Source organism: Spirosoma aureum, assembly GCF_011604685.1.
GTDB classification, from domain to species: Bacteria; Bacteroidota; Bacteroidia; order Cytophagales; family Spirosomataceae; genus Spirosoma; species Spirosoma aureum.
In genome coordinates this window covers 4,000,664-4,014,805 of sequence record NZ_CP050063.1, presented here as the reverse complement: position 1 = coordinate 4,014,805, position 14,142 = coordinate 4,000,664, and the positions used below count along the sequence as shown (strand labels likewise).

General features: G+C 48.5%; 12 protein-coding genes. 8 read left to right on the top strand and 4 right to left on the bottom strand.

Annotated features, from left to right (window positions below; all coding sequences use genetic code 11):
- Positions 1-132: 132 nt before the first annotated feature.
- From G8759_RS15805 to G8759_RS15795, 3 genes are all read right to left on the bottom strand, one after another.
- A complete protein-coding gene (locus G8759_RS15805; protein ID WP_167209569.1) occupies positions 133-876 on the bottom strand; it encodes an SOS response-associated peptidase in 744 nt (247 codons plus the stop codon).
- A 99-nt stretch (positions 877-975) separates the two neighbouring features.
- A complete protein-coding gene (locus G8759_RS15800) occupies positions 976-1,587 on the bottom strand; it encodes a hypothetical protein (protein WP_167209567.1) in 612 nt (203 codons plus the stop codon).
- 12 nt (positions 1,588-1,599) lie between these two features.
- Positions 1,600-2,091: an RNA polymerase sigma factor gene (locus tag G8759_RS15795; protein ID WP_167209565.1), complete on the bottom strand. Its 492-nt coding sequence runs from the start codon at positions 2,089-2,091 to the stop codon at positions 1,600-1,602.
- Positions 2,092-2,203: 112 nt separating this feature from the next.
- Here G8759_RS15795 and G8759_RS15790 point away from each other — a divergent pair, with 112 nt between their 5' ends.
- From G8759_RS15790 to G8759_RS15765, 6 genes are all read left to right on the top strand, one after another.
- Complete coding sequence (locus tag G8759_RS15790) at positions 2,204-2,839, top strand: pyridoxamine 5'-phosphate oxidase family protein (protein ID WP_167209563.1); 636 nt, start codon at positions 2,204-2,206, stop codon at positions 2,837-2,839.
- A gap of 250 nt (positions 2,840-3,089) precedes the next feature.
- On the top strand, positions 3,090-3,590 hold the full coding sequence (locus tag G8759_RS15785) for a DUF4385 domain-containing protein (RefSeq protein ID WP_167209561.1): 501 nt from the start codon (positions 3,090-3,092) through the stop codon (positions 3,588-3,590).
- Positions 3,591-3,753: 163 nt separating this feature from the next.
- Positions 3,754-4,464, top strand: a complete 711-nt coding sequence (locus tag G8759_RS15780) for an RNA ligase family protein (protein WP_167209559.1) — start codon at positions 3,754-3,756, stop codon at positions 4,462-4,464.
- Positions 4,465-4,466: 2 nt separating this feature from the next.
- The gene (locus tag G8759_RS15775) at positions 4,467-5,594 is read left to right on the top strand and encodes an AAA family ATPase (RefSeq protein WP_167209557.1); all 1,128 of its coding nucleotides are present in this window, start codon (positions 4,467-4,469) and stop codon (positions 5,592-5,594) included.
- A gap of 129 nt (positions 5,595-5,723) precedes the next feature.
- Positions 5,724-6,602 carry a bifunctional 5,10-methylenetetrahydrofolate dehydrogenase/5,10-methenyltetrahydrofolate cyclohydrolase gene (locus G8759_RS15770; RefSeq protein ID WP_167209555.1) on the top strand — a complete coding sequence of 293 codons (879 nt, stop codon included), beginning with the start codon at positions 5,724-5,726 and terminating at the stop codon, positions 6,600-6,602.
- A gap of 156 nt (positions 6,603-6,758) precedes the next feature.
- Positions 6,759-9,710, top strand: a complete 2,952-nt coding sequence (locus tag G8759_RS15765) for a glycosyltransferase family 117 protein (RefSeq protein ID WP_167209553.1) — start codon at positions 6,759-6,761, stop codon at positions 9,708-9,710.
- 184 nt (positions 9,711-9,894) lie between these two features.
- On the opposite strand, the gene G8759_RS15760 is transcribed toward G8759_RS15765, so the two are convergent.
- Positions 9,895-11,493 carry a Na+/H+ antiporter gene (locus tag G8759_RS15760; protein ID WP_167209551.1) on the bottom strand — a complete coding sequence of 533 codons (1,599 nt, stop codon included), beginning with the start codon at positions 11,491-11,493 and terminating at the stop codon, positions 9,895-9,897.
- 253 nt (positions 11,494-11,746) lie between these two features.
- Between G8759_RS15760 and G8759_RS15750 the strand changes: the two genes are divergently transcribed.
- Positions 11,747-12,778, top strand: a complete 1,032-nt coding sequence (locus G8759_RS15750) for a lipid A deacylase LpxR family protein (protein WP_167209549.1) — start codon at positions 11,747-11,749, stop codon at positions 12,776-12,778.
- Positions 12,779-12,820: 42 nt separating this feature from the next.
- Positions 12,821-14,140 (top strand): adenylate/guanylate cyclase domain-containing protein, encoded by a 1,320-nt coding sequence (locus G8759_RS15745; RefSeq protein WP_167209547.1) that lies wholly within the window; start codon positions 12,821-12,823, stop codon positions 14,138-14,140.
- Positions 14,141-14,142 lie beyond the last annotated feature (2 nt).

Sequence of the window (14,142 nt, the reverse complement as noted above, 5' to 3'; positions counted from 1 at the left end):
ACATACAGAATATTGAGTCCGGGAGAGTTCCCGGAAAAAGACAATTCGAGTCGCAAAAAAACGGCCAAAAAAGTGGTTTAGTCCCAAATACTACATAAGCGGATTGCTATGTATACAAACGGGATCGATTACTTAAGTAAATAATGCAGGCTGATTTTTCAGTTCAGGATACTCCATTGGAACCAGTACCTCAGGCACATCACTCGGCTCCTTGCGCGAGGTGATTCGTTTGCTGATACTATAACTATGCATTTTTTTTGCCGGATACGGTTTCGCCAGCAATGCCAGGGCTTCGTCTTCATTCAGATCTTCGTATAACCAGGCCTTCTCCTCGTCGGGTGTCAATACACACGGCATCCGTTTTTTTGTATTATGGATAGCCGCCAGCAACGGATTAGCTTCCGTAGTCAGCAAGGTATAGGTCGGGACCAACTCCCCTGTTTCGGGGTCCGGCCACTCGTCCCATAAGCCAGCAATCGAGGCTATTTTCTGATCACTTGTGCTGATGTAAAACGGAAACTTCTTACTACCCGACGTATACCATTCATAAAAGCCCGTAACCGGAATCAGGCACCGTTTGCCAGCCTGGGCCGCCCCTCGAAACGACGGTTTTTCGTAGATGGTTTCGGAGCGTGCATTGATGGTTTTCGTACGAATGTCGGAGGCATCGTCACTACTTTTCGTCCAGCGCGGAATGAGGCCCCAATGAATCATCTGAAAGTGCTTCGGATCCTGTTTGGTTATAATTGGCCAGGTTGGAAACTGGTACGCATTGGCATGGTAAATGGGCTGAAATTCAGCAGACTCTGGCAGGGATGCCCCATAGCGGGCTTCGAGTTCGGCGGCTTTGATAGCCAGTGATTTATGAAAACACATTGGTCAGATAAGGTCACCCGCAGGCTTCCTGTTGATGTACTAACTTAACCAGTAAATACCCCATCCGGTTATCTCGTTTACCAGGATTTCAGCGAACGGTCAGCGTAACTCGTCCAGTTCCTTAAGCTGCCCGCGTAACTCGTCAAGATAAGGGTCGGTAAACATCCCTGCCAGCGTTGCCAGCCCAATCGACAGAGCCGTCAGTCCGATAGGCAGCAGTATAATCAGCAGGGTATTCATCCAGCCTTCAGAAAATTTATGAGCAATGGCAGGCAGCATAACCATCGAACCAGACAGCATAGCCAACATCCATACTCGCTTCATAAGTTTCGTATGCTGCGTACGAAATTTGATCAGGTCCTGCAATGCCTGGTATAGATCGTGTGTCAGGAGACGGGTTTTGCGGAGATTGGCCCGATGCTGAAACGACAAATACAAACCGACTATCGCAATAACCAGGTAACAACAGGCGGGAATATAATGAACAGGCTCTGTGTAGTCGAAAGCATTTCCGGCAATTACGGCGGTAAAAAAAAGAATGATCCCAATCAGAATCGCAAAGGCCAGCCGAAGGTCATGAATCATTTTATCGATTGTACTCTTCGAGCGATTTTGCAATACGATTTGCAGAAGTTGCTTGCCAAGCCGCTCCGTTGAATCCAGTTTCTGTTCGTAGGCTTTCCAGGTGATTTTAAATTCATCCAAATCCATTTTCGTGTCCGTTTATTCGTTCGTTAATTCAACAATCTTTTTCAATTTCCCTTTTATACGATTCAGCTTAACGCCCACATTCGATTGAGAAATACCGGTAATTCTGGCGATTTCCTCATACGAATTGTCGTCTAAATACAGAAACACAATAGCCTTTTCGATAAGCGATAACTGGTCAACGGCGCGGTAAAACTGCTGCATTTGCGGATCAGCATCCGGAGAAGCAATATATTGATCCAGATTTAGCAGTTCCTGATCAATAGGTACGGGTGCGATCTGCCGGGATTGCCGACGAAACAGCGAAATGGCCGTATTGAGTGCAACCCTGTACATCCAGGTAGAGGCTTTAGACTCCCCCCGAAAGGCAGGAAACGCCCGCCAGAGTTGGAGCACGATCTCCTGGTATAGATCCTTCCGGTCCTCGTCATCCTTACCGTAGAGTCGGCATACGTTCTGTATGATTCCGGCGTGGGCATTGACCGTCTGTATAAAATCGCTTTCCATCGCGGCTTGGGCTTGTCTTTATGCAGTTAGTCGCTGGCTTGCTTAAAAACTTACACCGCAAACAAAAAAAGTCTACAGCCCGTTAACTCAACGACTGTGATAAGACTATTTTATGTCCGTTTCTGAGCAACCAGGTAATTCAAAAGCCGTTGAGGCAATATCCCCAACTTTGGCCAGCCTTGAGCATGAAAGCTGGCAGCAGCTCGATTCGGCTCCAGAAAGCGAGGATGGTCCTTTTAAAACCATGATTGTTGCCACCTGTACCGATCATAGAGCCGACGCTCGCATGGTTGTATTAAGGCAAGTCGATACTACCCGCAAATACATATGGTTTCATACCGACGCCCGTTCAGAAAAGGTGATGCAACTCGAAGCCTTTCCTACGGCTACGCTACTGTTCTGGGACGAAAAGCAGCAAATACAGCTACGTTTAATTGTTGAAACCCGGCTCCATACTGACGATTATGTTGCCGATGATCAATGGAAAGCGCTCTGGACAGGCAGCCGGAAAGCCTATCTTTCTGAACAAAAACCGGGTAGTGTTCAGCCAGCCCCATATCCCGGTTTCCCTGAACAGTTGGGCGAAACTTTACCAACGGATGCAGAGAGCGAAGCCGGGCGTAAAAACTTCGCCGTGATTGAGTGCCGGGTGTTATCGATGGAATATCTACACCTCAGCCGGAAAGGTCAGACACGGGCACAGTTTCAGTATGAGCCTGAATCTAAAATGGTGTGGCTCGCCCCTTGATGACCTTTTATTAGCGATTGCCAAACCAAGTAGGCACCCGGAATAAAAAGCAGTAAACAGGTCACTCCTTAACAATTACCAGATTGGCAAAACATCGGCTTGTAAAATCGTAAACTGATCGATACGACCCGAACTTTCTGAATAACCTCCATACCATCTTCCTGTTTTGGGTAAAGTTGCAAAAATCACCTGCGATCCTAATCATCTGGTTCCATTTCCAGTTTTACCCCTTAAAGCTACTGCTCGATCCATGCCAACCAACGACCGCGCCTTTCGGTATGACCTCGACTATCGACAGCTAAACCTGCGCGAACAGCCCGAACTGTATCGCGTCGGGAAAGGTGAGATGGGTGTTTTGCTGGTGCAACCCTATAAATCAGAAATTCTTCCCTTCTGGCGTTTTAAAACGCCAGACATTGCTCGTGAATCGTCGGAGAAGATTTTTCAGCTGTTTCAGGACTACAAGCAAAAAGGTGATTTTATCGGAATGGATATGGCCCGTAAATTTCTGCAAATGGGTTATACGCGGGCCAGGCGCTACGCCAATCATCGCACGGGTCAGAAATACGATGGACCTGTTCCCAACGACCAGAAGGGCCGCTCCGGATCGCACGGCCGGGAACAACTCCCGCGCGACGAAGACCCTGTCAAAGCTGAATCGGCCCGAATCTTTTACAGCAAGTACCTGGAAGCAAGGGAAGATCCGGATTACCAGAAACTAAAAAAGGCCTGGCAGGAAAAATACGGATGATTCACTATTCAGATTCCTTGCTTTATCTTTGCAGCGTTTAATTTTTCAGTACCCTTTAAGCCGTTCAATGTCATGTAATCGCGCACAGGTTTCACGAGGTGAATAGCCTTTACCGCCCGGTAAAGTGCCTGTGTTTCTATTGTCTTATCAAAACGCGATTATCATGATTTCCCGAAAATACGGTCGAACGTATCATTATCCGTTTTCGCCCGGCACCACGAGCGACGACCGGATCAATCATCAGTACCAAACAGATCTGTCCCAGATTTCAACCCTCATTCATACCGAGAAACTAGACGGAGAAAATAACTGTCTAAATCGGTATGGCGTGTTTGCGCGCTCACATGCCTCCCCAACCCAAACGCCCTGGACACGCCACCTTCGTGAGCGCTGGGCGATGCATAAACATGACCTTGGCGACCTCGAAGTCTTCGGTGAGAATCTCTACGCTGTCCATTCCATTGCTTACCCAAGACTTGAGTCGCATTTCTATGTTTTCGCTATTCGGGAAAACGACCAGTGGCTTTCGTGGGAAGAAACTCAGTTTTATGCCCAGTTGCTCGACTTCCCGACGGTGCCCGTACTAGCGCATTACGCGCAGCCATTCGATCCTGTTCAGGTCGAAGCTACGGTAAACTACTGGGCATCGCAGCCGGGTACGTTTGGGTCAGTTGATGCCCAATCGGGCCAGGATTGCACGATGGAGGGCGTAGTCAGTCGCAACATCGACGGTTTTGCCGAGTCGGCTCATAGCCACAATGTCTTCAAGTACGTCCGAAAAGGGCACGTCAAAACCGACGAACACTGGACCCGGAACTGGCAACGTGCCCGATTAATCAACGAGCAGTCGAACGGTCTGCCTAACCGCCAGTAGCTATGTGGACACTCACAACCGATAAACAATGGTCTGCCCTGGCTGCCCGTTTTCCGGAGATCAGCGATATGGCAGGTGTCAGGCAAGACCCTCGCCATCACGCCGAGGGCGATGTCGCCATTCATACGCAGATGGTACTGGCGAGCTTAATCGCTCAATCAGACTATCAGGCTCTGGCGGCTGATGATCAGGAGTTACTCTGGACAGCGGCACTCTTGCACGATGTCGAAAAACGATCGACAACGGTCGTGGAGCCAGATGGTAGTATCACGTCGCGGGGGCATGCCCGACGGGGGGAGCGAATAACTCGTAAGTTGCTCTATGTCGGCGAACGCATAGTGGCCTTACCTTTCCCGGAACGCGAGCAGGTTTGTAAGTTAGTTCGGTACCATGGTCTCCCTTTATGGATTTTTGAAAAACCCGATCCGCTGAAAACGTTGTTGCAGGTAAGCCTGGAAGTCGATACGCAGTGGCTAACGATGCTGGCACGGGCTGACGTTCAAGGCCGGATTTGTGCCGATCAGGCTGATTTATTGTACCGGATCGATCTATTCGAGGAGTTTTGCCGGGAAAATAAATGCTGGGGGCAACCGCGCCAGTTCGTGAGCGACACGGCTCGTTTTCACTATTTCAGTCACGATGAGGGTCAGCCCGACTATGAGCCGTTTACTGAATCGGGGTCAGCCGTTGTTTTGTTATCGGGTTTGCCTGGGTCTGGGAAAGATACGTTTATAGCCCGGAATCTGGCCGACTGGCCCGTTGTAAGTCTGGACAATTACCGGCGCAAGCTAAAAATCAGCCCGACCGACCAGCAGGGTACCAGCCGGGTGGTTCAGTTAGCCAAAGAGGATGCCAAGGCCATGTTGCGGAGCCAGACCTCCTTTGTCTGGAACGCCACGAACCTGACACGCCAGCTCCGGCAACAATTGATCGATTTATTCACGACTTATAAAGCCCGTGTTCGATTAGTCTACCTGGAAGCACCCTATCAACAATTAATCCGGCAGAACCGGAACCGCGAATACGCTGTGCCAGAGACTGTTCTGCATCGAATGATTGAACGGTTAGAGGTTCCGGCAATCTGGGAAGCCCATCAGGTAGACTATCTGCCTTCCGAACGAATGCGGTAATCTTCCGGATCTTTACCACATTGAACCTATTACTTTGTGTAGCTTTGTGCCTTCTTTATGAGCGTTGTGTTCTGTTGATTTCTCCTGGACAATGCAAATAACGAAGGCACAAAGAACACTAAGATATCTATGCAACTCCTTGACGGTAAATTCCTTTCAGCACAAATCAAGCAGGAAATCGCGGCTGAAGTCGCACAGATACGCGAGCAGGGCGGTAAAATTCCGCATCTGGTCGCTATTCTGGTAGGAAATAACGGGGCCTCAGAAACCTACGTGGCTTCTAAAATGAAAAACTGCGAAGAAGTAGGCATGAAGTCGACGCTTATTCGCTTCGATCCGTCGGTTTCAGAAGAAGACCTACTGGCCAAAGTACGTGAAGTGAATGACAATTCGGACATGGACGGTCTGATCGTTCAACTTCCCCTACCCGACCATATTAACCCCGACCGCGTGATGGAAACCATCAACCCGGCTAAAGACGTAGACGGTTTCCACCCGATCAACATCGGCCGCATGGCCAAAGGCTTGCCCGCATACATTTCGGCAACTCCACAGGGTGTGCTGGAAATGATCAAGCGATATGACATCAAAACAGCAGGCAAACACTGCGTGGTAGTGGGACGGAGCCAGATTGTGGGCTTACCAATGTCGATTCTGATGCAGCGCAATACGTATCCCGGCAATTGTACGGTTACAATCACTCACAGCCGCACACAGAACCTTGCCGAAATCTGCCGGTCGGCCGATATTTTGGTGGCGGCTCTCGGCAGATCTGAGTTTATAACCGCCGATATGGTTAAGGATGGCGCCGTTGTGATCGATGTTGGTCTGGAGCGTGTACCGGATGCCACCAAGAAAAGTGGATTTGCGCTAAAAGGCGATGTCAAGTTTGATGAAGTCGCCCCAAAAACAAGTTTCATTACACCCGTTCCTGGTGGTGTAGGGCTGATGACCATCTGTTCGCTGATGCAGAACACACTCAAGGCAGCACGGGGTGAAATTTATTAGTAAGTTTAAACCCATATTGGTTCGCCTGTTCTCACAAAAGACAGTTCACTATTTTTTACTTAACAAACTTTAACAACTCGAACTGACCCGGTTGGCCCGCTTTTTTGCGTATTTTTGGCGGCTACACACAAAAGCAGTCAGTTAATCTTTACCTATATGCAGTCTTTCAAACGCCTGAACACCCTCACGGGCTGGCTTGTTTTCGCTGTCGCACTCTTTACGTATGCGAGTACAGTGGAACGCACAGCCAGTTTCTGGGACTGTGGCGAGTTCATTGCGTGTTCGTTTAAACTTCAGGTACCTCACCCGCCGGGTGCGCCATTCTTTCTGTTGCTGGGACGAATTTTCTCCATGCTTTCGTTAGGTAACCTGACCAATGTCGCTTACTGGATCAACATGGCATCGGTACTGGCCAGCGCGTTCACGATCGCGTTCCTGTTCTGGACCATCACCATGCTCGCCCAAAAACTTCTGGACAAGCCAGAGAGTGAGTACTCAACCGCCGACACATTGCTGGTCATTGGTACAAGTGGTGTTGGTGCATTGGCATACACCTTCTCCGATACGTTCTGGTTCTCGGCTGTTGAAGCTGAAGTATATGGCATGTCATCATTCTTTACAGCCATTGTTGTATGGGCCGCTTTCAAGTGGGAGCGCATTGAAGATGAAGCTGCGGCTAACCGCTGGCTGGTTCTCATTGCTTATCTGACCGGCCTGTCGATTGGTGTTCACTTGCTGAATCTGGTAACCCTTCCAGCCCTTGCCCTGATTTATTATTTCAAAAAATACCCCAAACCAACCTTTTGGGGGGGTGCCGCTGCATTTACGGTTGGGTTAATTATTCTGGGTATTATCAACTCGGGTATCATTCCTGGCTTACCTGGAATGGCCTTTGCCGTTGAACGGTTGTTTGTCAACTCGTTCGGTCTGCCTTTCAACTCCGGCATGTTTTTCTTCGTCATTGTTTTCCTCGGAGCGGTGACGTATGGTATAATCTGGTCAGTAAAGCAGAAACGGGCCGTTCTTAATACGTCTTTATTAGCGCTGGCGTTTGTGCTGATCGGTTACGCATCTTATATGCAGGTACTTGTTCGGGCCGATTTCAATCCTCCGATTAACGAAAATGACCCCAGTGACGCCTTAAATTTCCTGTCGTACCTGCGCCGTGAACAATACGGGAGTCGTTCGCTGCTTTACGGGCCGGTCTTTACGGCCCGGCCTATCGACCAGAAACAGGGCGCTCCTATGTGGAAGAAAGAAGGCAATAAATACGTTATCTTCGACCATCAGCCAGAGTACGTCTATGCACCCGGCGATGAAATGCTGTTCCCACGGGTATACAGTAGCCAGCAAAATCACCCTCAGCTCTATCGTCAGATGCTTGGCTTAGCCGAAGGGCAAAAGCCAACCATGGGCGATAACCTGAAATACATGTTCGACTATCAGTTAGGGCACATGTGGTGGCGCTATCTGATGTGGAACTTCGCCGGTCGTGAGAGCGATGAAGAGGGTGCAGGATACCTCCTGCCCTGGTCTTCGGATCAGAATGCGCCCGATTTGCTGAAGACCAACAAAGCGCGCGACAATTTCTACATGCTGCCGTTCATGCTCGGTCTTTTCGGTATTGTGTTCCAGTATTTCCGTCGTCGTCGCGACTTCCTCATTGTTGGCTTGTTGTTTTTGTTTACGGGGATTGCGCTCCAGGTCTTCCTGAACTCGCCCCCATCGGAACCGCGCGAACGTGACTATATTTATGTGGGTTCGTTCTACTTCTTCGCGATCTGGATTGGACTGGGCGTGATGGCCATTGCCGAAGGATTACGAGCCTATCTCAAATCCGATACTGTTCGTAATGGTCTGGTTGTTGGTCTGGCGCTGCTCATGCCCATTATGATGGGAGCCAAAAGCTGGGATAACCACAATCGGAACCACCGTTATCAGTCGGTCGATTTCGCCAAAAACCTGCTGAATTCCTGTGCCCCCAATGCGATTTTGTTTACGGGTGGCGACAACGATACGTTCCCGCTCTGGTACGTGCAGGAGGTAGAAGGTTTCCGACGTGACGTTCGTGTCTGCAACCTGAGCCTGCTTGGTACTGAATGGTATATTCAGCAGATGAAACGGAAGACCTACGAATCGGATGCGCTGCCAATTTCCCTGGAGTTCGACAACTTCAATAAAGGCAAAAATGACATCGTACCGTTCTATGAAGTGCCGGGAGTGAAAAACGGGATCGACCTGAAACAGTATATCAACCTGATCAAAACCAACAGTCCGGCCATTCAGGTGCCCCTGACCAGTGGTGATATGACCAGCGTGCTTCCTTCGTCGGTGCTGTTTCTGCCTATCGACAAGGCGGCACTTGATCAGTCGAACTTTGTTCCGGCAATGTTACGGCCAATGGTGAAAGATACCTTGCAGTGGACAATTGGTAAGAAGGATCTCTACAAGCCGGACCTGATCATGCTCGATATGATTGCAACCAATAACTGGAAGCGTCCGATTTATTTTTCGAGTACACTGGCCAGCGATAACTACCTGAGTCTGAAGAATTATATGCAGCTGGAAGGGTACGCGTATCGGCTTATGCCCGTTGCCGTACCGGGTGCTACCGACGGCTATGTCAACTCCGACATCATGTACAACAACATGCTGAAGAAAACCTTCTGGCGTGAATTCGACAATCCGGATGTTTATTACGATGAAACCTACAAAGGACCGCCGGTAATTTCAGCCCGCATTGCCTTCTTCCGTCTGGCCGATCAGCTAATTCGCGAGGGCAAGAAAGACAAAGCCCGTGAAGTGCTGGATTATTCGCTGAAGGTGATTCCGGACAAGAGCATTCCGTATGACCAGATTTCGTCAAATTACGTACGGTTCCTGTTCACGGTCGGTGACTCGAAAAAGGCGCTCGAAATTGCGGATACAATGGCTTCCCGCGCCGATCAGAATCTGACATACGACAAAACCGGCAATCGGTTCGGCAATCCCGATGCTGACTTGTATGTCTTACAGACGATCGTAGAGGCTTGTAAGGAAGCTAAACAAACAGCCGCAGCCAATAAATACGAAGCTATCTTCCAGAAACACATTAATTCGTTCGGTTGATAGGTAGAATTTGCAATAAAAAGGCCCGATCGCACAGTGCGATCGGGCCTTTTTCTAATACAAAATGGTTGCTCGAAAGCCTGAGCTGGTTTACTGAATCACCGGAGTTGAATCGGTGGAAGTCCCGGTAAAAATCAGCTGTTCAGCCATCCAGTCATCGTATTATCCCGAATGCACAATATGCTTAATGAATGGGATGATTTAGTTTCTCTTCCTCCAGGTCGATACGTGCCTCTTCCTTACGAATTACCTCATCGTCAAACTCTTCTCGCCTGCGAAGCTGGTGTAACACTCTTCTTTTAGCAGAAACTATATCGGTCATCGCCCGGTTGTATTCGTCTATCTTCCCCCCATCGCTTTCCAATGAGTTCAAATGATGTTTCGTTGACTGAAAATCATTTTTCATTCGAGCCTTCAAATTACTAATCAGGTCATTACTACCAATTTCGTTCCCATACTTTTCCTCTAATTCGGCAAGCGCAGTCTGCAGCAATTTTAGCCGGATGGCCGATTCCTGTTCTTCTTCCGGCGCGCGGTTGTCGGGGTCCTTATAATTGATTTTCCGAATAACCCAGGGTAACGTTAATCCCTGAAAAACCAGCGTGACCAGAATTACAACAAACGTGATGAACAGGATCAGATTTCGATGAGGAAATGGCTCTCCATTGTCCAGGGTTAGTGGAATCGATAACGCCGATGCCAGCGATACAACGCCACGCATACCTGCCCAGCCAACAATTATGGGCCCACGCCATCCCGGATTTCGATCGGCAACGGTAATGTATCGTCCAATAAACCAGGTAAATAATGACGAAAACATGACAACGGCCATTCGGGTAACAATGACCACGGCTGTAATCATGATGGCGTATAGAATAGCGTCTTTTTTCGAATAATCGCCCAGCCCACCAATTATGACGGGCAGTTCTAAACCGATCAGGATAAACACTAACCCATTTAAGGCAAAAACCACAGTTGCCCACATACCCGTCCCTTGAATGCGGGCGCTATGGTTGAGAATTTGATGGCTATGGTACGACAGAAACAACCCTCCGCTCACAACGGCCATCACGCCCGAAACCTCAAACTCTTCGGCCGTTAGGTACATGAAATAAGGAGCCATAAAGGTCAATAGTATGCTTACCCGCGTTGTGGTAGGCATCCATCGATGAATGACATAAAAAATTCCTGCAATTGCCAACCCAACCAGTATGCCCATGAGTGTGACAAAAAAGAAGTCGACAGCCGCACTCTTCCAGGCAAAAGACCCGGACAGAACGGCAACCAGTGCAAATCGAAAGACAACTAAACTCGATGCGTCGTTTACCAGGCTCTCACCTTCCAGAATACTGACGGATCGTTTCGAAACTTTAACTCCTTTGAGAACAGAAGTAGCCGCCACTGCATCGGGTGGCGAAATAATACCTCCCAACAAGAATCCAAGCGCCAGTGTAAAACCCGGAATGAAGGCACTTGACATATACGCAACCGCAGAAGCCGTAACGATGACCAACCCAAAAGCCAGTACTACGATGATACGTCTCCACCGCCAGAACTCCTTCCAGGATGTATACCAGGCGGCTTCGTACAATAAAGGCGGCAAAAAAATCAGGAAAATCAGGTCATGATCAATGACAATACGTGGAATCCCTGGAATGAGGCTGACGACTAAACCACTCACGACCAAAAAAATTGGTGCGGAGATTCGTAACCGCTGACCCAACATCACAAACAGGGAAACGGCCAGCATGAGTGACAGGCAAAGCAGTAATGTTTGGTGCATATGGTTCAAAAAGCTATACGACAAAATTAGTACAACCGAATTCCTTTCAAATTGAATTGGCCAAATTGGCTCTTGTCTCATTCTGGCTCTTGCAATCCATCCATCCATTTTAGCCCTGAATCTGTGTATCGATGAAATACCAATACCTGATTACTGAGGATGCACCCATCATAACTTCACTCGGGCATTCGAAGTAGCTGTGTTCAGAAAACAGTTGATTTGTTGAATCAAATACAGCAAATTCGCAGGCTGTTTGAACACCTATATCCCCGACGTGGCATTTAGACTTACCCTGGCCACCAATGCCTTAAATCGCCTGACTTGTTTAATGCTGGGCTTTTTATTGACGTACCCGGCACTGGCGCAACGAAACACCCTTCAACTGATCCGGGTTAGTGAAGACAATGATGGTCTAAACACCCGACGGGAGATTAGTGACCGGCAATATACGAATGGCACTCGGATTGACGTATTTTATACCAAACAGACGAAGCGACGTTTTTTGAGCGCCCTTCTGATTCCGTTAGCGGGTCAGGTCAATAATATGTATAGCATCGGACTCACCCATCTGATGTACACACCAACCGATATCAAAAAAAAGACAATCATAAAGGGCGATCGACCGTACACCGCTACGCTATACGCTACCCACGCCCTCACCTCTTCTGACCCGGAAAACAAACAACGCCTGACAACCGAACTGGGTTTGGGTGTACTGGGAAAGGCTGCTTTGGGCGAAGAACTTCAGCTTTGGATTCACCGGCAGTTGGGTTTTGACAAACCGCAGGGCTGGCAACATCAGCTACCGACCGATGTTGTCATCAATTACCTGATCCAGTATGAGAAGCAGTTGGTGCAACCTTCAGCTAATTTGCAAGTTCTGGGCTTGCTAAGCACAAATCTTGGTACCCTAAGTAACAACTTAAACGCTGGCCTTATCGTCAGAGCTGGCCTGTTCAGCGATTATTTTTCGAACTACGAACGCAAAACCAGTAATCAGCGGTTAAACTCCTACCGCAAATTTCAGCTATTTTTTTTCGTACGACCGACTATTCGCTTTGTGATGAACGATTCGGTTTTACAGGGTGGAATTTTCACCCACAAGCAAGCCGATTATGTACTTAATAGCAACCTTCTGAATCATGCATTCATGCAAGTTGAGTATGGGGGCGTACTGATGCATAATCGATTGGGAATTTCATTCAGCGAAAAGTTGATTACACCCCAGTTTAAAGGCGCTCCATCACAACAGGTTGGGAACATAACTTTATTTGTAGGAATTTGACCCGCTATTAATTTAGGATACAACCATATACCCGTAAAGCTTATGTTCAAGCATCGATACCATCAGCCTACCCTCACTTATTTCCAACAGGAGTTTGAGCAGGAAAGCGTATTGCGTGAACGACAGCGAGCCAGTGTACTGGCTATTTTGTTTGCTTTTGGCTTTGTGCTCTACGGCGTTACTATTCCCTTTGCAAATGTACCCATTGGTGAAGTTACTGGTCATCATATTTCGATACAGCTGGCGACCTATATGGGCGGTATGCTCGTCTATGAGATCATGGTCTGGCAAACGTTGGGGATGCGACGACTTTGGCCAAGACCGGCCGCGGCTTACTTTGCTAAATTCGGGAATGCAACGATCGAAATCACTGTTCTGACTACAGCGATATACTTGGTCAGTAAGTCGTTAGATCACCCGATTCTGATGTTGCTCTCGCCTATTGCCTATCTCTATTTTATCTTTATTACCCTCTCAACACTCCGTCTTAGCTCGACCGTATCGCTTTGGACCGGTGGGCTAGCCGGACTTGAGTTCTATGCACTAAGCCTTTACTTACTGGAACCCGGTTCTGATCAAGTGACAGAGCTGAGCTTTTACCTGACAGAAACCTTTCCTTATGCGCTGAAAACAATCATAATGATATTGACGGGTGCCGGAGCAGCATACGTAGCCCGGCAGATCCGCAAAACGATCCAGCTTTCTATCGAGCGGATGGAAACGGGGGAGCAGATTCGGACACTGTTCGGCCAGCAGGTATCGCCCGAAGTGGTAGAGGCTATTCTGGCCCAAAAAGGCGGGCTGGAAGCCAGTCACCGGAAAGTGGCTGTCCTGTTTTTAGACATCCGCAACTTCACCAATTTTGCTGATACCCACACCCCCGACGAGGTTATTACCTACCAAAGTGCATTTTTTGATGTTGTCGCAACGGTTATCCGGCAAAACGGCGGCATTGTGAATCAGTTTCTGGGAGATGGTTGTATGGCTACATTCGGAGCTCCGTTGGCCGTTAACAATCCTGCCGAACGGGCAGTTGAAGCTGGCCTTGCCATTCTCGATGCCATTGTCGAAGCAAATCAGAATGGTATAATTCCTCAAACCTCGGTCGGAATCGGAATTCAAACGGGGGATGCGGTAGTCGGTAATATCGGGACCGAAAACCGCCAGCAGTACAACATTACGGGTACGGTTGTCATTCAGGCGTCACGCATCGAGCAACTGAACAAAGAATGCAACTCACAACTCCTGGTTAGTCAGGAAGTTATAGATGATCTACCCGCTTGCCCCGACAGTGCGCTCTGTGTTGGTGCTAAACACCTCAAAGGCATAAGTAAAGATATTATGCTCTGGCAATTAGCATAAAG